The sequence below is a fragment of the Streptomyces sp. NPDC037054 genome, assembly GCF_055606745.1.
This window is the reverse complement of sequence record NZ_JBVJSJ010000003.1, coordinates 309,699-330,516: the sequence shown is the minus strand read 5'-3', so window position 1 is coordinate 330,516 and position 20,818 is coordinate 309,699. Positions and strand designations below refer to the sequence as shown.

The following is a 20,818-nucleotide window of genomic DNA, read 5'->3' as shown; positions in this document are numbered from 1 at the left end:
AGCTGGCATATCACGTTTGCTCGTCGGCTGCATCACGAGGGCCAGGGTGCCACGAGGCGGCGACCTCCAGGACCGCCTCGGTGCCGATGTGCAGCAGCGTGCCGACGGACAGGCCCAGGAGGTCGATGCCGCGGGTGGTGATGTTCTCGCCGAGCTCGCCCGGCGCCACGCGGAAGCCCTCGGCGGCGACCTCGGCGAAGAGTTCCTCGTGGATGAGGTGGATCTGGCGCAGGTTCGGCCGGGTGGGGTCCTGGGCGATCCGCGAGCGGTGCTTGACCGTCACCCCGGCGTGCACGTCGCCCTCCACGCCGAGACCGGCGAGCAGGGTGATGCCGGCCCGGTTCGGCTTGGTGAACGAGTACGCGTCGTTGCTGCTGACCGCCGTCACTGTCGCGCTCATCCCTCGAACCCCCTTAATCGGACGACACTTCGGGACCGACCCCAGGCCAGGCCGCCCGGTCGGGCACCGTCGGCAGGCCGTCCTCGACGGCATCACCGCGCTCGCGAGCGTCTGCACGCCCGGCCTCGCGGCCTCGGCCCCACGGGCCCGGCTCACCGACCGCCACGCAGATCCAGCTCACCGACCGTCTGGTCCCCGCTGGTCTCCCCCGTCGGACGGAATCCGAGCCCGAGGTAGAAGCCCTCGGGGCCGTCCGCGCCCGGATGCCAGGTGGTGGTCAGGCGGGTCCCGCCGCGCCGGCGGATCTCGGCGGCGACGGCCTCGACCGCGAAACGGCCGTATCCCCGGCCCTGTTCTCCCTCCGCGATGGTGAGCCGCCACAGGCCGGAACGGACGTCGGTTCCGCTGCCGTCGCCGTTCCAGTCGACGTCGAAGAAGGCCATGAGGAACCCGACGGGCCGCTCACCGTCGACGACAAGGCGCGGCCACGCGATGCCGGGATGGACGTACGCCTCGGCCAGGGACTTCACGACCGCCGCCACCAGGTGCTCCTGGTCCGCGCGCACCCGCAGTCCGATCGCCGCGTCGAAGTTGGCCGGGGTGATCTCCCGCAGCACCGGTCCCGTCGTCATCCCACGAGGTTACGAGACCCCCGCCCCGCTACGAGAAGACGGCCTCGCGGTCCGACCGGAAGCGGGCGGTGTACGGGTGGTCCTCCCCCAGCGCCGCCACGCTGACGTCCACCACCGTCTGCATCAACGCCCGTGCCTGCCCCGTCCGTCCGGCTGCGGACAGCACGAGCGCCAGGTCGGCCTGGGCCCTGAGCGTGTCCGGGTGTTCGGCGCCCTGGTGCCGCTGCCGTACGGCGATCACGTCACGGGCGACGGTCTCGGCCTCCGCCAGCCGGCCCACCGTGCGCAGGATGCCCGCCAGCAGGTGGCGTGCGGACCAGCTGTCGCCGTGCCCGGGGCCGAGCACCCGGTCGATGTCCCGCAGCGCGGCCCGCACGACGGGTTCGGCCTCGTCCGGTCTGGCGTGGGACAGCGCGCGGCCCAGGCTGAGCCGTGCCGTCAGCGACACCGGGTGGTCGGCGCCGAAAGCCCGCAGGGCGTGATTGACCGCGGCGCAGGCGAGTTCGTACGCCTGCGCGCAGCGGCGCTGCTCGCCGACGTTGTCCGCCAGCCGGGCCATCGTCGTCAGCGTCGCCGGATGGTCCGTTCCCAGCAGGGACTTCTGCCCCTCCAGGGCGTGCTGCAACTGGACCTCGCCGCGCGTGTAACGGGCGAGGCCGTTCAACGCGAGCGCGTAGTCGGCGCGGGCCTGAAGGGTGTCGGCGTCCTCGGTGTCCGGCCCGACCGGCGGCCGGCCCAGCACCTGGTCGTACAGCCGCGCCGACGCGGCGAAGTCACCGTCGCGCAGGGCGCGTCGGGCCTCTCGGACCTGGTCGTCCCTCGTGGGCGCGGTCATTCGGGGTTACTCCTCCACGCGTGATCGAGTACGGCGGCCTGCGGCCGGGAGACGCCACACCGTGCCGCGCTGTGCCGCACCGCCACGCCGACATGTCGCCACGCCGACATGCCGAGCCTGCCACGCATGGCGGCCGTGCAGAGCGGTCAAGCAGGGCGGCCTGGGCGGATGGGGCGGGCGGTGAGTGACGGGCGACGGGCCCGGACGACGGGCGGCGGACAACGGGCAACGGGGCGAGTGGCGGCGGGCGCGGACGACGGGCAGTGGGCGGTGGGCAACGGGGCAAGTGGCGGCGGGCACGGGCTGCGGGCGCCGGGCTGCCGCCGGCGGGCTACGGCCGGCGGGTTACGGCCGGCGGGCTGCAGGCTGCGGGAGCAGGACGCCGCCGCCACCGGCCCGCCCGTGCCAACCGATCGCCTCCGTCCGGCTCGACGGGCGGAGCGGCACGCGGGGGGCGCCCCCTCGGGGGACCGACGCCGACGAGGTCCCGTGGCGGTCGACAACCGGCACCGACGAGATCCCCGCCGCGGGCCAACGAGCGGACGGCCCCGCCAAGTCCCCAGCCGTCGCGGGCTTCCCGGCATCCCCGGCATCCCGGCGTCCCCGCGGTTCGCGCCTCCCTGCCGCCGTGAACCGCGGATCGCTCCCGCCGCCGGACCCACCGGGTGCCCAACGGCCCACCGGCGGCAACCGACCCGGCCCGGCCCGGCGCCCGGCCGGACCCGGCAGGGACCGGCGTACGCGCCGGGCGTTCCGGCCGGCCGCGGGCAGGGGTCAGTCGACCAGCGGGCCGCCGCCCAGCCGCTCGAACTGCTGCTGCACATTCGCGGCGAAGGCCTGCGGCTCGGCGCCGTAGCCCTGCCCCGCGGTGCTCATGGCCACTGTCAGCACGCCCTTGAAGGGAGCGCCGGGGGCGGTGCGCACCGGGGTGCACAGGAAGCTGAACTCCTGCGGCATCGGGGCGTCGATCGTCCTGAGCGCCACCTGCGGCACCGTGGTGGTCCGGCCCGAGTTCAGCGCGTCGTCCATGGCGTTGAAGACGCCGACGGCGTCGAGGCCGGGCAGGACCTGCCGGCCGGGGCTGAACTGGCGGACCATGCCGAAGGCCTGGCCCTGCCTGCCGTTGGCGTAGCGCAGCAGGTGCTCGGGGCCCTCGGTGAGCATGATGGGGAACGGCGCGCCGTCGAAGACGGCGAAGAGTTCCTGCTGCTGGGCGAGCAGGCTGTCGCGCAGCCGGAACTCGGACAGCAGGGTCTCCGTCAGTTCGTGCATGCCCTGACGCAGTTGACGGTCCCAGGTGCGGGGCTTGACGTCCGCGACGCACACGGTGCCGAGGATCATGCCCGTGTTGTCGCGCAGCGGAGTGCCCAGGTAGGACCGCACGCCGAGGTCGTTGACCAGAGGATTGCCCTTGAAGCGCGGGTAGTCGAAGACGTCCTCCAGGGCGAGCTGCGTCTGCTGGGCGACCACGTGGGGGCAGAAGCCGTAGTCGCCCGGCGCCTCGCGGGCGAGGTTGCTCAGGTCGAACGGGATGCCGCCGCCGTCGGCGTTCGCGGCCTCCTCGGGGGAGGAGGTGGGCACGTACATGCCGCGGAACATCTGCCGCTCGTCGTTGATGAAGTTGACCATGGCCAACGGAGCATGGGTGAAACTGGCCGCGAGGCGCGCAATTCGGTCAAAGGTGGCTTCCGCCTCCACCGCATTGAGGCCGAGAATCCTCAGCCGCAGCGTCCTCTGTTCGCCGGCGAGACGATCGTGTTCGGATGACAGGGATTCCATGACATCCGATCAAAGCAGAGATCCGGCCCCGATGGGCCACCCCTCTCGGTCATTCGCCGCTCTTCTGTCACAGTGTCAACACTTCGACGGGCGGGACGACTTGATTCACGAATCGACTCGAACCGCCCTCCGGGGGCGGCCCGCAGGCGGCCATTCTGGGATTCTGTCCAAGTTTTTCGATGTTTGAACCACCAGCGATCACTTCCCGTCATTTCTCGGCCGCCGTAGAACCGAAACGATTTTCCGCCCGACAATCGTGCGATGGGCTTGTTTTCGACACCTCCGCCTCCCGCTCAACGTGACACACAACACTCGAACGTCTATGCGATTCCCGGGGCGCGGAAGCCCCGGCAGCGGGTGTTACGCATGTTCACGCCGCACTTCTGAGGGGCAATTGCCCGCACAGGGGGTGGCGCCCCGTGTCTGGCCCGTTCACAGTGGCCACCGCGTCAAGAGTCCCGCCGGTTGCGGGAGTTACGTTGGAGCAAGGTCATCTACGCCATAACGTACGGACAGTGGCGATCGCATGGAACGGAGTGCTCTCAATGAACAGGTCCGACGTGGACGCTCGGTCGGTGGCGGTGATCGGCATGGCCTGCCGGCTGCCCGGTGCGTCAGGACCCGACGAACTGTGGGATCTGCTGCGCGCGGGCGTGGACGCCACCAGCGAGACGCCCAGTGACCGGTACGACGTCGACGCCCTGCACGACCCCGCGTCCGCCCAGGGCCGGATAGCCGGCCGCCGCGGCGGCTACGTCGAGGGCGTCGCCGACTTCGACGCCGACTTCTTCGCCGTGTCCGCCACCGAGGCCACCGAACTCGACCCGCAACAGCGCCTGTTGCTGATGGCGACCTGGGACGCGCTGGAGGACGCCGGCCAGCGTCCCGACCGCCTGGCGGGCACCCGCACCGGGGTGTTCGTCGGCAACGCCCGGGCCGACTACCTCGAAGTCACCCTGCGGCGCGGCCAGGAGACCGTGACGGCCGCCAACCTCAACAACTTCCGTTCGCTGCTGCCCGCCCGGCTGTCCCACTTCTTCGACTTCCGCGGCCCCAGCGTCGTGGTCGACACCGCCTGCTCGTCGTCGCTCGTCGCCGTGCACCAGGCCGTGCAGAGCCTGCGCGCCGGGGAGAGCCCGCTGGCCCTGGCCGCCGGGGTGAACATCCCGCTGCGCCCGGACGAGAGCCTCGTCCTCACCCACGCCGGCGCCATGGCGCGCGACGGGCGCTCCAAGTTCGGCGACGCGAGCGCCGACGGCTACGCCCCCAGCGACGCCGTCGCGGTCGTGGTCCTCAAGCCCCTGGCCGCCGCGCTGGCCGACGGCGACCGCATCCGCGCCGTCATCCAGGGCAGCGCCGTCGGCAACGACGGCCGCACCAGCGACACGGTCCTCAACCCGTCGCTGCAGGGCCAACTCGACGTGCTGCGCTGGGCGTACGAGGACGCGGGCATCGACCCGGCCGACGTCGACTACGTCGAGGCGCACGGCTCCGGGTCGCCCACCCTCGACCCGCTGGAACTGACCGCGCTGGGACAGGTGCTCGGCGCGGGCCGCCCCGCGGACCGGCCGCTGCTGGTCGGCTCGGTCAAGACCAACATCGGGCACGCCGAGGCCGGCGGCGGCCTGGCCGGTCTGATCAAGGCCGTGCTGTGCCTGGAGCACGGCCAGGTGCCCGCCAGCCTGCACCTGGACAACCCCCACCCGGGCGTCGACTGGGACGGGCTGCCGGTCTCCGTGCCCCGCCGGCTCACGCCGCTGCCCGACCGGGGCAGAGCGGCCGTCGCCGGGATCTCCGGGCAGGGCTCCTCGGCCCTCAACGCCCACGTCGTCCTCCGCCAGGCCCGTTTCCCGGCTACCCCGGACCGGGCCGCCGCCGACGGCGCACCGTACGTGCTGACGCTCTCCGCGCACACCCCCGAGGCGCTCGACGCGCTCGCCCGGTCCTACGTCGAGTGGCTGTGCCCCGACGGCGCCGGGGCGTCGTACACCGTCCGCGACATCTGCTACAGCGCCCTCGCGCGGCGCGGGCACCACGCGCACCGCAGGGCCGTGCTCGGCAGCAGCCACGCGGAACTCGCGGCGGCGCTCACGGGCGGCCGGCAGCTGGACGGCCGCCCCCTGTCGGCCGTCGCCGAGCGCTACCGCCAGGGCGAGGACGTCGAGTGGACGGCCGTGTTCGGTGCGCCCGGCACCTTCGTGCCGCTGCCGCCCTACCCGTGGCAGACCCGGCGGTACTGGCCCGGCGAGGAGCACGACGACGCGGGCGGCGACCTCGCGGCCTGGGTGCTGCGCGAGCACGCGCGCACCGGCTTCGACGACACCTCCTCCCTCACCGAGATCGGCATCGACTCGCTGGCGAAGCTGAGGATCGTGGTGGAGCTCGCCAAACGGTGCCGGCAGGAGGTCGACCCCGAGGGGTTCGGCCGGCTGCGCACCGTCGGCGAGCTGCGGCAGTGGACGCGCGAACTGCAGACGGCCGGCCGATGAGCGCACCGCGCACCGTCTACGACTGGTTCGCCCGCTCGGCCGCCGCGCACCCGGACGAGGCGGCCCTGGAGACCGGCGGAAGACAGCTGACGTACGGCCAGTTGCGGGACCTCGCCGAGCGGCTCGCCGCCCGCCTGGCCGCCGCGCCGGGCGGCGCCCCCCGGCGGGTCGGACTGCTCGCCGCCCGCTCGGTGACCGCGTACGCCGGCTACCTGGCCGTCCTGCGGGCCGGCGCCGCCGTCGTGCCGCTCAACCCCGAGCACCCCGCCTCGCGCACCGCCGAGATCGCCTCGGCCGCCGCACTCGACCTGGTCCTCGCCGAGGACCCCGCCGCGACGGACCTCGGTGTGCCCGTCCTGGCCGCCGGGGACGAGGAGTTGGCCGCCCTCGCCGAGGGCCCCGCGCCGGAGACCTCGCACCGGCAGGCCGGTCCCGACGACCTCGCGTACATCATCTTCACCTCGGGTTCGACCGGCGCCCCCAAGGGCGTGCCGATCCGGCACCGCAACATCTGCGCCTACCTGGAACAGGTCGCCGGCCGGTACGACATCGGACCCGGCAGCCGGCTGTCGCAGACCTTCGAGATGACCTTCGACGGCTCCGTCCACGACCTGTTCGTGGCCTGGGCGGGCGGCGGCACGCTGGTCGTGCCCGAACGCAGCCAGCTGCTGTCCCCGGTGAAGACCGTCAACAACCTGCGGCTCACCCACTGGTTCTCCGTGCCGTCGCTGATCTCGTTCGCCTCCCGCCTGGGCACCCTGAAGCCGGGCAGCATGCCCACGCTCCGCTGGAGCGTCTTCGGCGGTGAGCCGCTGACCCTGGACGCGGCACGCGAATGGCGCACGGCGGCTCCGCACAGCCGCCTCGAAGTCCTGTACGGGCCCACGGAACTGACGATCTCCTGCACCGCCTACCGGTTCCCCGACGACCCGGCCGACTGGCCGAGCACGCCCAACGGCACCGCGCCGATCGGGACCTGCTACCCGGCGCTGGACCTGCTGCTGCTCGACGAGGAGGGCCGGCCGGGCGACAGCGGCGAACTCTGCGTGCGCGGACCGCTGCGGTTCTCCGGCTACCTCGACGAGGCGCACAACGCGGGCCGCTTCCTCACCGACGACCTGCGCCCGGCCGACGGCGGCCCGCCCCCGGAGCGGCACTGGTACCGGACCGGAGACCGGGTCACCGTGCGCGACGGCTGTCTGATCCACCTGGGGCGCACCGACCACCAGGTCAAGATCCGCGGCCACCGCATCGAACTCGGCGAGATCGAGGCCGCGTTGCGGCAGCAGCCCGGGGTGCGGGACGCGGTCGCCGTCACCGTGCCCGCCCCCGACGGCGAGCCGGAACTCCTGGCGGCGGTCAGCGGCTCCGGCTGCGACCCCGACCGGCTGTACGCGGCTCTCGGCGGGCGGCTGCCGCCGTACATGATGCCGCGTCGGATCGCCGCCCTGGACCGGCTGCCGCTGAACCCCAACGGCAAGATCGACCGGCGGGCCCTGCTCACCGAACTCGGCCACGCGCGCTGACCGCCTGCGTCCGCCGCCCTCCCCCACACTTCCCCGACTCATCCACGTCTGTTGTGAGGCATTCGCATGTACGACGCCATCGTGGTGGGGGCGCGCTGCGCCGGCGCGTCAACCGCCCTGCTGCTGACCCGCGCGGGGTACCGGGTACTGCTGGTCGAGAAGGGGACGTACGGCTCCGACACCCTCTCGACGCATCTGATCCACCAGCCGGGCGTCGCGGCGCTCGCCCGCTGGGGACTGCTGGACAGGGTGCGCGCCTCGGGGTGCCCGCCGCTGACGCGGACGGTGTACGAGGTCGCCGACATCCGCATCGAGGGCTGCGCCCGCGGCGTGGACGGCCACCACGAGGGCTTCGCGCCGCGCCGCCGCGTGCTGGACGCCCTGCTGGTCGACGCGGCGGTCGAGGCGGGCGCCGAGTTCCGGGAGCGGTGCCGGGTGACCGGCCTGCTGCGCGACGGGACCGGGCGGGTCGTCGGCGTCGAGGGCAGCCACGGCGGCCGGACCTTCACCGAGCACGCGCGCCTGGTGATCGGCGCGGACGGCATGCGGTCCGCCGTGGCCCGTCTTGCGGCGGCCCCGTACACCGTGCAGGACCCGACCCTGACCTGCGCCTACTACACGTACTGGCGGGACGTGCCCGCCTGCCTGGAGCTGTACGAGCGGCCCGGCGGCTGGGTCGCCGCGGTGCCCACCAACGACGCGGCGACCCTCGTCCTGGCGTACTTCCCGCAGTCCCGCTTCAAGGAGGTCCGCACCGACGCCCGGCGCGCCTACCAGGAGCAGATCCGCTCCACCGCGCCCGCCCTCGCCGACCGGCTGCTCGGCAGGGAGCCGGTGGAGCGCCTGCGCGGCACCGGCGACCAGCAGAACTTCCTGCGGCAGGCGACCGGCCCCGGCTGGGTGCTGGTCGGCGACGCCGGCCATCACAAGGACTCGATCACGGCCCGGGGCATCAGCGACGCCTTCTGGCAGGTGGAGGCCCTGGTGGGCGAGCTGGAGGGCACGCTCGGCGGCGATCCCGCCCGGCTCGACGCCGCGCTCGCCCGGTTCGCCGAGGCGCGGGACGGCCATCTCGTGCCGGGCTACGAGGCCACCCTGGGCGTCGCCCGGCTGGACCCGCACGAGCAGCGCCTGTCGTTGCTGCGGGCCGTGCAGTCGGACCCCGAACTGACCTCCATCTACTTCGACATGGTGGCCGGCATCGCGTCCGTCGGGGCCCTCTACACCCCCCGGCTGCTGGCCCTGCTGTGACACCGTGCGCCACCGGTCGGTACCGGGCAACAGCCCCATCAGGACGCGAAGTTCTCAACTCCCCTGAAGTGCAATGCGAGTTGAATCAGGTCGAGGTGACGCTGCGCGACGCTCCTGATAACGTGCAGCTCGCGCGATGTTCGATCACAGTGCGCCACCAGGCCACTGCGCGGGGAAGGTCGGCGCTGCGCACCCCCAAGACACCGGTGTATCGCTGCTGCACGAGGAATCAGATGCCAGGCACCCGCGACCGGCGGCCACGTCACCGCTCCGCTCCTCGCAGAACTCTGCGACCCTCGTTCGTCGTCCCGTTCCTCGTCCCCGCGGTCTGCCTGGGCGGACTGTGGGGCTACACGGCGGCGACCCTTGTGGACGAGCAGATCCAACTGCACGCGGACGCGGACCACATATCCGCCGCCCGCCCGGTCCAGGAGGTGCTGTCCCGGCTGCAGGACGAGCGCCGGCTCACCGCGCTGTGGCAGGCCGGCCGCTCGGCCTCCGCCCGCAAGGACCTCAACGCGGCCCGGGAGAAGACCGACGCCGCCATCGCCGAGTTCCGCCGGGGCACGTCCGCCCTGGACACGACCGCCCTCCGCTCGGAGACGCGGGCGCTCGACGTGGCGCTGGAGGCGCTGACCGACCACCGCGGCGCCATCGACGGCAAGCGCCTGCGGCCCGGGGACGCCTTCGCGTTCTTCACCGACGCCGTCTCCCAGGGCCTCACCCTGCTCGCCTCCGCCGTGCACAGCGAGGACGGCGAGCTCGACCGCGGCGGCGACGCCACGATCGCCCTGGCGCAGATCACGGAGATGCTCGCCCGCGAGGACGCGCTCCTCGCCGGCGCCCTGCCCGGCGGCCGGCTCAGCGCCACGGACCGCTCCCGGTTCTCCCAGTACCTGGCCGTCCAGCGGGCGGTCCGGGCGCGGCTGACGACGCAGGACCTGCCCGGGGACTCCCCCGCGGCGTACCAGCAGATCACCGGCGGCGCCCCGTGGGGCACCGTGACCTCCGTGGAGCAGGCGGTCGGCGGCGGCGAGGGCGACGAACTGCCGGGGCAGGCCACGTCCTGGCCGACGGCCGCCGACAGCGTGCTCGGCGGCTTCCAGGCCCTGGGCGCCGACGCCCTGGACGACCTGACGGACCAGGCCTCGGACCGTTCCGGCGAGTTGATGCTGGCCACGCTGCTGGGCACGGCGGCCACGCTGGCGGCGCTGGCCGGCGGAGCGGTGCTGGCCCTGCGCGCCCGCAGGTCGACCGCCGGGCGGCTGTCCGACATCCGGTCCAGCACGCAGCAGTTGGCGGCGACCCGGCTGCCCGAGATCCTGGCCCGCACCGCGCGCGGCGAGCAGGTCGACCCGGCCACGATCGTCCGGCACCAGCAGCAGTCGGCCGACGAGTTCGGGCAGTTGTCCGCGGCCATCGACCAACTGGTGCAGGTGGCCGCGGACTCCACGCTGCAGCAGTCCCGCGGCCGGGAGGGCACCGAGAAGGTCGTCGCCCAGCTCATCCGCCGCGCCCAGATCCTGATCCACCGTCTGATCTCGCTGCTGGACGACCTCGAGCGCAAGCACGAGGACTCCGACCTGCTGAAGGACATCTTCAAGGTCGACCACCTGGCGACCCGTGTGCGTCGGCACACGGAGAACCTGATGATCCTCAGTGGCGCCGCGCCCAACCGCCGCATGACCCCGCCCGTCCCGATCACCGACCTGATGCGCAGCGCGGTGTCGGAGACCGAGCAGTACACCCGGGTCAGGGTGCGGAACACGCCCGCGGACCGGCGGCTGGCGCTCAGCGGCAGGGCCGTCGCGGACGTCACGCACCTGCTCGCGGAGCTCATCGAGAACGGCACGAGCTTCTCCCCGCCGCACACCCAGGTGACGGTCAGCGCGTCGCGGGTCGGCAAGGGCCTGGCCCTGCACGTCGAGGACCAGGGTCTCGGCATGCAGCCGGAGCAGCGCGAGCGTGCGAACGAACTGCTGTCCCGGCCGCCGAAGGTCGACATGACGGCGCTGGGCGAGGACCCGCGGCTCGGGCACTTCGTGGTGGCGCGCCTCGCCGAGCGGCACGGCATCAAGGTCGTCCTGCGCGAGTCCGACTACGGCGGGACGCTCGCCGTGGTGATCGTGCCCGTCGAGCTGCTGGAAGAGGTCTCCTCGCCGGTGCTCGACCAGCTCGAGTCGTCGGCCGCCGCCGGCCGTCCGCTGGAGGGCCGGGCGGGAGCCCCGCCGCTGCCCGCCGACGACACGGCCGGTGTGCGCCAGGAGGCGCTCACGGGCGTGGTCTCCGGGGATCCGCTCGCGGGCGTGGTCGCGGGAGATTCCCTCGCGGGCGACGTCATCACGCACACGCGGCTGTCGGACAGCAGCGGTTTCCCCGAGTACGGAGGTGCAGGCCTGTTGCCCCCACCGTCGGACCACCCCGCACCCCAGGGATCGGAGCCCGCCGACCGGGCCGACCACCGGGCGACGCCCTCCTCCGCCCCGCACCGCGATCCGCGGGCGGAGCGGCGGGAACCGCCCATGGGTCACGTCCCGTCCACGAACGGGCAGCCGGGTCTGCCCCGCCGCGACAGGAATGCCGCGCGGCCGCGCCCCGCGTCCGCCGGGCAGGCTTCCGTCCCCTCCGGTCAGGGCCTGACGCCCCCGGGGCAGGGGCCGGCTCCCTCCGGACACGGACAGGTGCACTCCGGACACGGACAGGTGCTCTCCGGGCAGGGGCAAGTGCTCTCCGGTCAGGGCCTGACGCCGCCCGCTCAGGCGTCCGCGCGGGACGCCTCCCGGCCGCCGGCGGCTCCCCCGTCCGCGGTGCCGGAGACCCCCCGTCCGCTGACCACTCCCTCGGTCCTGCCGCAGCGGGTCAAGGGGGCCAGCCTGGCGCAGCAGTTGCGCAAGGAGGCGGCGCAGGGCAACGACCGGCAGGAGGACGACGAGACCATCTCCCCGGTCGCGTCGGCCCGTGCCATGAGCGCCATCCACCAAGGGCTGAAGCGGGCCTGGACGGCCCAGGACGACGAGCCGCCCGGCGAGCAGGGGCGGCAGGACGATTCCGCAGGACCCAGTGCCCACGAACTGTGAGGAACGCATTCGCAATGACTGAGCAGGTACACACCGGACCTCAACTGGACTGGCTCCTTGATGCCCTGGTGGACCGGATTCCGGAGATCCGCTGCGCTATCGTGCTCACCGGAGACGGCCTCCTCATCGGCAAGTCCAAGGCCATGCTCCGCGACGACGCCGAGCACCTGTCGGCCGTGGCCTCGGGTGTGCACAGCCTCGCCCGCGGTGCGGCGCGCCACTTCCACAGCGGGTGGGTCCAGCAGACCGTGATCCAGATGGAGAAGGCGTTCCTCTTCGTCACGGCGGCGGGCAAGGGCGCGCGGCTGGCCGCGCTCGCCTCGCAGGAGGTGGACGTCGGGATGATGGCGTACGAGATGGGCACCCTCGTCAAACAGGTGGGCCAATACCTGTCGGCGGCACCACGCGTCCAGTCCCCTGACGGCTCCATCCACGATGCGTGAACCGCGGTGGCGCGACGGCCCGGAGGCCGGGCGCTACCTACGGCCCTACGCGATCACGGGCGGGCGTACCCGCCACAGTCAGCACGCGTTCACACTCATCACACTCATCGTCGCGCGGTCCGAGCAGGAGACCGACCATGGTGCGCTGGAGCCGGAGGCGGCCCACATCATGGATCTCTGCCGGGACCGTGCCATGGCGCTCGCCGAGATCGCGGCCTTCCTCGATCTGCCCATCAGCGTGGTCAAGGTGCTGTGCGGCGATCTGCTCGACGCCGAGCTGATCATCGTCCAGTCACCGCCCGGGCGGGAGAGCCAGCCGAGCGTGGAACTCATCGAAAGGGTGATGGATGGTATCCGTCAACTCTGATCCGGTCATGCCGACCGCGCTGAAAATCCTCATCGCGGGCGGCTTCGGCGTGGGCAAAACGACCATGGTGGGCTCGGTGAGTGAGGTGCCTCCGCTGGAGACGGAGGAGCGCATGACCGAGGCGAGCCTCGGCATCGACGACCTGTCGGGCGTGGAGGGCAAGTCGTCGACGACCGTCGCGATGGACTTCGGCCGCATCACGATCGCGCCCGACCTGGTGCTCTACCTGTTCGGCACGCCGGGTCAGGACCGGTTCTGGTTCATGTGGGACGACCTGGCCGTGGGCGCCCTCGGCGCGGTCGTCCTCGCGGACACGCGGCGGCTGGAGAGTTCGTTCGCGTCCATAGACTTCTTCGAGGAGCGCGGCATCCCGTTCGCCGTGGGCGTCAACTGCTTCCACGGGCGCCGCGACTGCTCGGCGGAGCAGGTGCGTTCGGCGCTGGCGCTCGACCCGGCCACGCCGGTCGTGCTGTGCGACGTGCGCGACCGGTACTCCAGCAAGCAGGTCCTGCTGTCGGTCCTTCAGGCGGCGCGCATCCGCGCCGCGTCCCGTGTCACGCCCGTGGGTCTGAGCCAGGGCTACGGCGTCTGACACCGTTTCACCACGCGCGCCGGGCGCGGGCCCTTCCCAAGGGGCCCGCGCCCGGCGCGCGTTGGGCTCCGACGTTTCCGGCGGACGGGGCACAACCATGCGCATGTCTTACGGGTCACACCAGACAGGAGCAATCAACTCCAAGCCTCACAAGGGGGAAAGATGCGCTTTGCTCGCTCTTCCATGGTCACCGGCGCGTTAGCGGCCCTGGCGATCGGAACGACGACGGCCCTGGCCGCTCCGGCCTCGGCGGCACCCAACACCACTCCTCAGAAGGTGTGCGGCAGCGGCTACGCCACCGTGAACTCGGCGCCCGTCGGCTCGCTGGGCACCGTGTACCTGACGTACAACTCCTCGACCGGCAAGAACTGCGTCGCGACCATCCGCAGCAACCCGGGCACGGCGATGGAGATGTCCGCCTGGGTCTACGTCCCGGACACCGAGGCGAGCGACTCCGACTGGGGCTACTACTCCTCCTACGCCGGGCCGACGTACGTCTACGGCAAGGCGCACTGCGTCGACTGGGGCGGCAGCATCGGCAACGTGTACGTCGCCGTGTACGGCTCCAACTGCGGCGCCCTGAAGGAACACCGGGTCACCTACACCCGCTGAGGCACCCCTTCCGCTCGCCCTGGCAGCACCACCGCAAGCCCGCCGGGGCGAGCACCCATGTCCGGGGTGAAAGTTATTGACAGGCAACTTCTTGCTGATGAAACTAACTGCCACCCATGGGGAACACTTCCGTCCGCATGGCATCCCGACGATGGAGGGGCGCCCCTATGACCCCGCGTCTGCGGCACGAGGCCGAAGAGACCACCAGACCGCCGCGATCACGCCGAGCACTGGTGGCGGGATCCGTGGGCAATTTCATCGAATGGTACGAATTCGGTGTCTACGGATACTTCGCCACCATCATCGCCGCCAACTTCTTCACCCCCGACGGCGGCAGCGACGCCGAAGCCCTCGTCAAGACGTACGCGTCGTTCGCCCTCGCCTTCTTCTTCCGCCCGATCGGCGCGGCCCTCTTCGGGCGCCTGGGCGACCGGATGGGACGGCGCCCCACGCTGATCCTCGTGATCCTGCTGATGACCGGCGCCACCACCCTGATCGGCCTGCTGCCGACGTACGCCACGCTGGGCGCCGCGGCGCCCTGGCTGCTGACGCTGCTGCGCGCTCTCCAGGGCCTGTCCGCGGGCGGGGAGTTCGGCGGCGCCGTCTCGATCATGACGGAGTTCGCGCCACCGGGCCGGCGCGGCCTGTACGGGGCGTGGCAGTCCTTCACGGTGGCGCTCGGCCTGCTCGCCGGGGCCGGCATCGCCGCCGTACTGGCGACGCTGCTGAGCGAGTCGCAGCTGGGCGACTGGGGCTGGCGGCTGCCGTTCCTGCTGACGCTGCCCCTGGGTCTCGTCGCCCTGTGGCTGCGGCTGAAGCTGGAGGAGACCCCGTCCTTCCGGCGGACCCGGACCGAGGCCCCGGACGGCGCTCCGGCGACGGCGCCGACGCCCGCCCCCGTACGGGAGACGGCCAAGGCCATCGCGCTCGGCGCGGGACGGCTCATGGGCTGGTCCGCGGCGGGCTACACCTTCCTGGTCGTGCTGCCGTCCTACCTCCAGAGCACGCTTGACGCCTCGTTCCAGCAGGCCCTCGTCGCGACGGTGCTGGCCAACCTGGGCTTCGCGGCCTCGATCATCCCGGCGGGCGCGCTCAGCGACCGGATCGGGCGGCGCGCGGTGATGACGGCGGGCGCGGTGCTGGTGGCGGTCCTCGCCTTCCCGCTGCTGCACCTGCTGCAGGACGCCGACGCGTCGACTCCCGTCAAGGGCCTCGCCGTGTTCACCGCCGGCGCGGTGGTCGGTCTGATGGCGGGTCCCGGCCCGGCCATGCTCTCCGAGATGTTCCCGACCAGCGCCCGCTACACCGGTCTCGGTCTGTCGTACGCGCTGTCCAACGCGGTGTTCTCCGGATGCGCGGGCCTGATCATCACCGAGGTGATCCAGCGGACCGGCAACATCGACATCCCCGCGTACTACGTGGTCGTGACGTGCGCCGTCAGTACGCTCGCCCTCCTCACCCTGCGCGGCGACGACCACCGCCGCGCGCTGCGCGACTGACGGCCCCGGCGGGCCGGGAGAGAGGAGGAGGGATGCGGGTCATCGGGCTGATGTCGGGCACCTCGCACGACGCGGTCGACGCGGCGGCCGCCGACCTGGAGCTGCGGGGGGACACTCTCCTGCTCACCCCGCTGGGCATGGTGAGTTCACCCTATCCGGAGGAGCTGCGGGCGGATCTGTCCGCCGCGCTGCCGCCCGCCGCGACGACGATGAGGGACGTGTGCCGTCTCGACACCCGGATCGGCCAGGCCTTCGCCGCTCTCGCGGCCCGTGCCGACCGGGAGTTGTGCGAGGGCCGGGCCGAACTCGTCACCTCGCACGGCCAGACCGTCTACCACTGGGTCGAACAGGGCCGGGTGCACGGCACGCTGCAGATCGGCTCGCCCGCCTGGATCGCCGAGGCCACCGGCCTGCCGGTGGTGTCCGACCTGCGCACCCGTGACGTGACGGCAGGCGGCCAGGGCGCGCCCCTGGTCAGCGTCTTCGACACCCTGTGGCTGCACGGCCGGGCCGGCGTGCCCGCCGCACTGAACCTGGGCGGCATCGCCAACCTCACGGTGGCCACCGGCCCGGGCGCCCCGGTCGCCTTCGACACCGGCCCCGCCAACGCCCTCGTGGACGCGGCCGTGCACGCCCTCACCGAAGGGCGGCAGGCATACGACCGTGACGGGGCGCTGGCCGACCGGGGTCGCGTCGACGACGCGCTGCTGCGGCGGCTCCTCGACGAGCCGTACTACGCGAAGCCGCCGCCGAAGACGACCGGCAAGGAGCTGTTCCACTGGCCCTACCTGCGGGCCGTGCTGGAGGGCCACGACCGGCTCCCGCCGGAGGACGTCGTCGCCACCGTCACGCGGCTCACCGCCCGCACGGTCGCCGACGCGGTGCGCTCGGCCGGGGCGAGCGAGGTCGTCGCCTCGGGCGGCGGGACCCGCAACCCCACGCTCATGGCCATGCTCCGGGCCGAGTTGGGCGGCATCCCGCTGTGCGCCTCCGACGATCTCGGACTGCCGTCGGCGGCGAAGGAGGCGTACGCCTTCGCCGTCCTGGGGTTCCTGACCGTGCACGGGCTGGCGGGCACGGTTCCGGCGTGCACGGGGGCCCGGCGTCCCAGCGTCCTGGGCTCGATCACGCCCGGCCGGGGGCCGCTGCGCCTGCCGGAGCCGGCGGCGGTGCCGCCCGTGCGGCTGCGGACGACTCCGGCCGCCGCTCCGGCAGGGGCCGACGGCGAGGCGTGAAGCGGCGGGCGAGGCCGCTCTCCGGCACGCCTCGCCCGCCTCGCCCGCCGCGCCCGCGCTGCCGCGCGCTCAGTCGCCGCGCTGACGGAGTTCCAGGTCCGTGACCACGGGGCGGTGGTCCGAGGCGTCGGTCGCGACCGTCCGGGCGCCGGTGACGGTGATGTCGGGCGACACGGTGACGAAGTCGATGCGCTTGACCGGCGTGATCGCCGGATACGTGCCGCCGCCGTCGGGGGCGGCGTCCCGCAGCTCCTCCCACAGCGGCGCCAGCTCCGGGGCCGCCGCCTCCGCGTTGAAGTCGCCGACGAGGATCTTCGGTCCCTGGTCCTCGGCCAGCACCTCCAGCATGTCGGCGACCTGGGCCACGCGGACCGACGGGTCGGCCCGGTAGTCGAGGTGGGTGACGTACACGTGCGCGTGGGCGCCGTTGACGTTGACCGTCACCTCGGCGAAGCCGGGTGCCGGGGCGGGCGGCGCGCCGGGGGTCTGCGTGGAGAGCCGGGTGATGTCGTGGTTCTCGGCCGCGAGGACGGGGTGGCGGCTGAGCACGGCCACGCCGTACTGCCGGCGCTCCCCGCCCGGCGCGGCCGGGTCCATGTCGTAGATCGGCGCGAAGAACACCCGCATGTCCAGCTTCTCGGCCAGGGCCCGCGCCTCGTCCACGAAGGCGCTGCGGGCGCCCCAGTGCACGTCGACCTCCTGGAGCCCGATCACGTCGGCGTCCAGGTCGCGTACGGCCCGGGCGGTGCGGTCGAGGTCGAAGACCCCGTCCTGGCCGGCGCCGGCGTGGATGTTGTAGGTCGCCACGCGCAGCGGCACCGCGGGGGCGTGTTCCCCGGGGGTGTCGGTGCCCGCGGCGGTCGCCGGTGCCGTCGCCGTGGCGAGGACCACGGCGGCGAGCAGTGCGGCGGCGGCACGGCCGCGGCGGACGGGGCGTCGGAATCTGGACTTCATGCCTTCTCCAGAGCGAGGGGAAGCGGGACGGGCACGGAACCAGGTGGATTCTGCTCCACCCCGCGCCCGGCCACGCCTCCCGTGCGCCCCCTGACCGGGCGTCAGTCCAGGGGTTCCACCCGAATGTCACGGAAACGCACCTTGTTGCCGTGGTCCTGGAGCCGGACGGCACCGGCCGCCGGCCCCTCGGCGGCGCCCCCGCCGGTCGGCCCGTCGATCGCGACGTCGTCGTGGATCGTCCTGCCGTTCCAGACCACGGTCACCCGCGCGTCGGCGGTCTTGTCGCCGTCGGCGTCGAAGCGTGCCGCGCGGAAGGTGATGTCGTACGTCTGCCATGTCCCGGGCGCCGTGGCCGCGTTGACGTCCGGCGCCTTCTTCAGATAGATCGCCCCGGCCTCGTTGGTGGCGAGGGTCGGGTCCTCGAAGGAGTCCAGGATCTGGAGTTCGTAGCGGTCCTGGAGGTAGACGCCGCTGTTGCCGCGGTCCTGTCCGGTCACGTCGTCCGGCAGCCGCGGGACACGGAACTCCAGGTGCAGCTTGAAGTCCCGGTAGGCCTCCTTCGTGCGGATGTCGCCGCAGCACACCTCCATGGAGTCCTCCGCGGTGAGCGGCCATTCGACGCGACGGCCGTCCGTGTGCTGCCAGTTGGCCTGCGAGGCGGCGGTGCCGTCGAACAGGGCGGTCGTCGCGCCGTGCGGACGTACGGTGATCAGGTCGAGGTTGACGTGGCCGGTGTCACCGGTGTCGAAGCGGTAGGAGACGGTGTTGTGTCCGGCGTCGAGGGTGACGCGTTCGCCCTGCGTGGACCAGGCGTCCCAGGTGCCGGTCGAGGCGAGTTCCGTCTGCCGCAGCTTCTCGCCGTTGACGTACAGGGAGAGGGACTTGGTGCCCTGGAACGGGTTGGGTCCGTTGGAGTAGCGCAGGTTGACGTCGTAGTCGCCGGCCTCGGGGACGGTCACGTCGAAGGTGGTGGCGGCCTTGCCCTCGGTGGCGTACCGGTCGACGAAGCCGCTGCCCGAGTAGCCGGGGTGGTCGGTGTTGATGCCGGCGGTGCCGGTGAGCCGGGCCTCCTCGGCCTCGTACTGCGTGGCGGGCGGCGGCTGGGTGCCCGGCAGGGCGTTCAGCGTGTACCAGGCCTCGGTGCTCCACAGCGCCTCGCCGGACTCGGACGCGAACGGGCGCGGTGAGCGGACGTGCACGACCCGGCCGGGCTTGAGGCCGTCGAGCCGGAGCCGGACGGTGCGGCCGTCGTCGGCGAGGGTCGCCGAGCGCACGGCGAGCCGCTCCTCGGCGATCTTCGGGCCGCCGTAGTCGGAGGTCGGGGTGTAGCGCCACTGCTCGGCCTGGTAGCGCTTGGCGAGGTCCCCGGCGGTCGCCTGCGACAGCGGCTGGGTGTACTCCAGGTCGAAGCCGCCGGGGACGGCGCGCATCTCCTTGATGTCGAAGGTGTTGCCGCCGTTCGGCGTGAGCTTCTGCAGGCCGAACTTCAGCTTGCCTTCCTGGCCCCAGTTGCCGTCGGCGCCCAGGCCGCCCGCGTAGACGGCGCCGTCGGGGCCCATGACGATCCGGTTCACGCCGGCTTCGAGGCCCTGCGTGTAGCGGAACACGGCTCCCTGGTACTGGCCCTTCAGCTTCTCCAGGTAGGCGCGCTGCAGTCCGCCGTAGGTGACGTCGCCGATGAGCATCTGCCCGGCGAACCGGCCCTTGGTCAGGTGCAGGGGTGTGCTGGGCGAGTTGGCGATCTCGTTCTGCGGCAGCCACAGCACCGGCTGCGTGACGGACCGGTCGTCGAAGGGGCCCGCGGGCTCGGTGTAGTGGTTGAAGAAGCGGTCCTGCCTGATCTGGACGAGCTTCGACGCGGGCAGCCAGCCGCCCTGGTTGTCGGTGGTGAAGATGTCTCCGCCGGGGCCCCAGCCGATGCCGTTGGGGGTGCGCAGTCCGCCGGCGACCGGGTGGATCTTCCCGGTCTTCTTGCTGATCCTGTAGGTGGTGCCGCGGCCCGGTGCGGGCTGCGGGACGGTGGTCGCGCCGCCGTAGTTGATGGCGACGGACAGGTTTACGTAGAAGTGGCCGTCGCGGTAGAGGAGTCCGAAGGCGAACTCGTGGAAGTTCCCGCCGTACGGCCAGGTGGCGACGGTGCGGTACTCGTCGGTCACCGAGTCCTGGTCGGTGTCGACGAGCCGGGTGAGCTCGTGTTTCTGCGAGACGTAGAGCGAGCCGTCGACGTACTTGATGCCCATGGGTTCGCGCAGGCCGCTCGCGACCTTCTTGACGGTGACCTTGTCGCGGCTGGTGTCGCCCGTGACGTTGTCGAGGAGGTAGACCTCGCCGGCCGTGGTCTGGGAGCCGCCCCACGTGCTGAGCGCCAGCCGCCCGTCGGGCAGCCAGTCCATGCCGGTGACCTGGGGTTCGAATCCGTCGGGCCGCAGGTCGGTGAGGTCGAGGTCGGGGCGTACGTCGGTCAGCGGCAGTCCGTCGCCGGGGCTGTCGCTGCCCGCCTCGCACTCCTTGCGGCCCGGGGCGGTGACCCGGACGACGTCGGCGTCGGTGCTGAGCGCCTCGCGCGGGACGACGCCGAAGGAGTCCGCGCCCGGCGGCTTCCACGCGAGGGTCAGCTGCTGCTCGCCGCCCCGCTCGAAGTAGTCGATGCGGAACGGGTGGGATCCGGCGGTGAGTTGGACGGTGCCGTCCTTGGGCTCCGCGGCGTGCAGTCCGTCGTGGTCGATGACCTCGCGGTCGTCGACGGTGAGCCGTGAGCCGTCGTCGCTGGTGAGCCGGAAGGCGTACGTTCCGTCGGCCGGGACGACCAGCCGCCCGGACACCTCGGCCACGAAGTTGTCGGCGAAGCCGCCGAAGTCGGCCGTGCTGGACCAGTCGACGGTCGGCATCAGCTTGTCGTGGTTGGGTGTCTGGCCCGGTTTGAGCGTGCAGAGCTTGCTGAGCGGGACCTGGGTGTCGAAGACCCGCAGGGTGACACCGGGTTCCTGGGGCGGTACGTCGCCGGGCGCGGCGGCGGAGGGCGCGGCGGCGGAGGGCGGCGCGGCCCACACGCCCCCGGCCAGGAATCCGCCGACCACCAGGGTGGTGAGCCCTCTTCGGGCACGTTGGAACAGCCGTGGATGCATCG

15 protein-coding genes and 1 pseudogene are annotated in these 20,818 nt (G+C 72.7%); 10 read left to right on the top strand and 6 right to left on the bottom strand.

Annotation, left to right across the window (positions count from 1 at the left end):
• Positions 1-43: 43 nt before the first annotated feature.
• The 4 genes and pseudogenes from ACZ7D7_RS09980 to ACZ7D7_RS09965 all read right to left on the bottom strand — a co-directional run.
• Positions 44-400: pseudogene (locus ACZ7D7_RS09980) on the bottom strand (MOSC domain-containing protein); the annotation flags it as partial.
• Between the two features lie 152 nt (positions 401-552).
• The gene (locus ACZ7D7_RS09975; RefSeq protein WP_470823498.1) at positions 553-1,032 is read right to left on the bottom strand and encodes a GNAT family N-acetyltransferase; all 480 of its coding nucleotides are present in this window, start codon (positions 1,030-1,032) and stop codon (positions 553-555) included.
• A 28-nt stretch (positions 1,033-1,060) separates the two neighbouring features.
• A complete protein-coding gene (locus tag ACZ7D7_RS09970; protein ID WP_470823496.1) occupies positions 1,061-1,867 on the bottom strand; it encodes a tetratricopeptide repeat protein in 807 nt (268 codons plus the stop codon).
• 774 nt (positions 1,868-2,641) lie between these two features.
• Complete coding sequence (locus tag ACZ7D7_RS09965) at positions 2,642-3,646, bottom strand: GAF domain-containing protein (RefSeq protein ID WP_470823495.1); 1,005 nt, start codon at positions 3,644-3,646, stop codon at positions 2,642-2,644.
• A gap of 545 nt (positions 3,647-4,191) precedes the next feature.
• Between ACZ7D7_RS09965 and ACZ7D7_RS09960 the strand changes: the two genes are divergently transcribed.
• From ACZ7D7_RS09960 to ACZ7D7_RS09915, 10 genes are all read left to right on the top strand, one after another.
• Positions 4,192-6,135 carry a beta-ketoacyl synthase N-terminal-like domain-containing protein gene (locus tag ACZ7D7_RS09960; protein ID WP_470823494.1) on the top strand — a complete coding sequence of 648 codons (1,944 nt, stop codon included), beginning with the start codon at positions 4,192-4,194 and terminating at the stop codon, positions 6,133-6,135.
• Positions 6,132-7,661: an amino acid adenylation domain-containing protein gene (locus tag ACZ7D7_RS09955; protein WP_470823493.1), complete on the top strand. Its 1,530-nt coding sequence runs from the start codon at positions 6,132-6,134 to the stop codon at positions 7,659-7,661. Before ACZ7D7_RS09960 ends, ACZ7D7_RS09955 begins: the two co-directional genes overlap by 4 nt.
• Before the next feature lie 66 nt (positions 7,662-7,727).
• Positions 7,728-8,912, top strand: coding sequence for an FAD-dependent oxidoreductase (locus ACZ7D7_RS09950; protein WP_470823491.1), 1,185 nt, complete (start codon positions 7,728-7,730; stop codon positions 8,910-8,912).
• 233 nt (positions 8,913-9,145) lie between these two features.
• The gene (locus tag ACZ7D7_RS09945; RefSeq protein ID WP_470823490.1) at positions 9,146-11,989 is read left to right on the top strand and encodes a sensor histidine kinase; all 2,844 of its coding nucleotides are present in this window, start codon (positions 9,146-9,148) and stop codon (positions 11,987-11,989) included.
• A 14-nt stretch (positions 11,990-12,003) separates the two neighbouring features.
• A complete protein-coding gene (locus ACZ7D7_RS09940) occupies positions 12,004-12,432 on the top strand; it encodes a roadblock/LC7 domain-containing protein (protein WP_470823488.1) in 429 nt (142 codons plus the stop codon).
• The gene (locus ACZ7D7_RS09935; RefSeq protein WP_470823487.1) at positions 12,425-12,799 is read left to right on the top strand and encodes a DUF742 domain-containing protein; all 375 of its coding nucleotides are present in this window, start codon (positions 12,425-12,427) and stop codon (positions 12,797-12,799) included. The genes ACZ7D7_RS09940 and ACZ7D7_RS09935 overlap by 8 nt, the downstream gene beginning before the upstream one ends.
• Positions 12,780-13,391 carry a GTP-binding protein gene (locus ACZ7D7_RS09930; RefSeq protein ID WP_470823486.1) on the top strand — a complete coding sequence of 204 codons (612 nt, stop codon included), beginning with the start codon at positions 12,780-12,782 and terminating at the stop codon, positions 13,389-13,391. The genes ACZ7D7_RS09935 and ACZ7D7_RS09930 overlap by 20 nt, the downstream gene beginning before the upstream one ends.
• A gap of 162 nt (positions 13,392-13,553) precedes the next feature.
• The gene (locus tag ACZ7D7_RS09925; protein WP_470823485.1) at positions 13,554-14,003 is read left to right on the top strand and encodes a spore-associated protein; all 450 of its coding nucleotides are present in this window, start codon (positions 13,554-13,556) and stop codon (positions 14,001-14,003) included.
• 167 nt (positions 14,004-14,170) lie between these two features.
• Complete coding sequence (locus ACZ7D7_RS09920; RefSeq protein WP_470823484.1) at positions 14,171-15,502, top strand: MFS transporter; 1,332 nt, start codon at positions 14,171-14,173, stop codon at positions 15,500-15,502.
• A 32-nt stretch (positions 15,503-15,534) separates the two neighbouring features.
• Positions 15,535-16,737, top strand: a complete 1,203-nt coding sequence (locus tag ACZ7D7_RS09915) for an anhydro-N-acetylmuramic acid kinase (protein ID WP_470823483.1) — start codon at positions 15,535-15,537, stop codon at positions 16,735-16,737.
• A 69-nt stretch (positions 16,738-16,806) separates the two neighbouring features.
• Here the strand turns inward: ACZ7D7_RS09915 and ACZ7D7_RS09910 are convergent, their stop codons facing one another.
• Together ACZ7D7_RS09910 and ACZ7D7_RS09905 are read right to left on the bottom strand one after the other, a co-directional pair.
• The gene (locus ACZ7D7_RS09910) at positions 16,807-17,691 is read right to left on the bottom strand and encodes an endonuclease/exonuclease/phosphatase family protein (RefSeq protein ID WP_470823482.1); all 885 of its coding nucleotides are present in this window, start codon (positions 17,689-17,691) and stop codon (positions 16,807-16,809) included.
• A gap of 101 nt (positions 17,692-17,792) precedes the next feature.
• Positions 17,793-20,816 carry a 3-keto-alpha-glucoside-1,2-lyase-like domain-containing protein gene (locus ACZ7D7_RS09905; protein WP_470823481.1) on the bottom strand — a complete coding sequence of 1,008 codons (3,024 nt, stop codon included), beginning with the start codon at positions 20,814-20,816 and terminating at the stop codon, positions 17,793-17,795.
• Positions 20,817-20,818 lie beyond the last annotated feature (2 nt).

Bases quoted from the DNA above. Each gene is read 5' to 3' on its own strand.
- ACZ7D7_RS09975 (WP_470823498.1), bottom strand. From the start codon at position 1,032: ATGACGACGGGACCGGTGCTGCGGGAGATCACCCCGGCCAACTTCGAC.
- ACZ7D7_RS09970 (WP_470823496.1), bottom strand. From the start codon at position 1,867: ATGACCGCGCCCACGAGGGACGACCAGGTCCGAGAGGCCCGACGCGCC.
- ACZ7D7_RS09965 (WP_470823495.1), bottom strand. From the start codon at position 3,646: ATGGAATCCCTGTCATCCGAACACGATCGTCTCGCCGGCGAACAGAGG.
- ACZ7D7_RS09960 (WP_470823494.1), top strand. From the start codon at position 4,192: ATGAACAGGTCCGACGTGGACGCTCGGTCGGTGGCGGTGATCGGCATG.
- ACZ7D7_RS09955 (WP_470823493.1), top strand. From the start codon at position 6,132: ATGAGCGCACCGCGCACCGTCTACGACTGGTTCGCCCGCTCGGCCGCC.
- ACZ7D7_RS09950 (WP_470823491.1), top strand. From the start codon at position 7,728: ATGTACGACGCCATCGTGGTGGGGGCGCGCTGCGCCGGCGCGTCAACC.
- ACZ7D7_RS09945 (WP_470823490.1), top strand. From the start codon at position 9,146: ATGCCAGGCACCCGCGACCGGCGGCCACGTCACCGCTCCGCTCCTCGC.
- ACZ7D7_RS09940 (WP_470823488.1), top strand. From the start codon at position 12,004: ATGACTGAGCAGGTACACACCGGACCTCAACTGGACTGGCTCCTTGAT.
- ACZ7D7_RS09935 (WP_470823487.1), top strand. From the start codon at position 12,425: ATGCGTGAACCGCGGTGGCGCGACGGCCCGGAGGCCGGGCGCTACCTA.
- ACZ7D7_RS09930 (WP_470823486.1), top strand. From the start codon at position 12,780: ATGGTATCCGTCAACTCTGATCCGGTCATGCCGACCGCGCTGAAAATC.
- ACZ7D7_RS09925 (WP_470823485.1), top strand. From the start codon at position 13,554: ATGCGCTTTGCTCGCTCTTCCATGGTCACCGGCGCGTTAGCGGCCCTG.
- ACZ7D7_RS09920 (WP_470823484.1), top strand. From the start codon at position 14,171: ATGACCCCGCGTCTGCGGCACGAGGCCGAAGAGACCACCAGACCGCCG.
- ACZ7D7_RS09915 (WP_470823483.1), top strand. From the start codon at position 15,535: ATGCGGGTCATCGGGCTGATGTCGGGCACCTCGCACGACGCGGTCGAC.
- ACZ7D7_RS09910 (WP_470823482.1), bottom strand. From the start codon at position 17,691: ATGAAGTCCAGATTCCGACGCCCCGTCCGCCGCGGCCGTGCCGCCGCC.
- ACZ7D7_RS09905 (WP_470823481.1), bottom strand. From the start codon at position 20,816: ATGCATCCACGGCTGTTCCAACGTGCCCGAAGAGGGCTCACCACCCTG.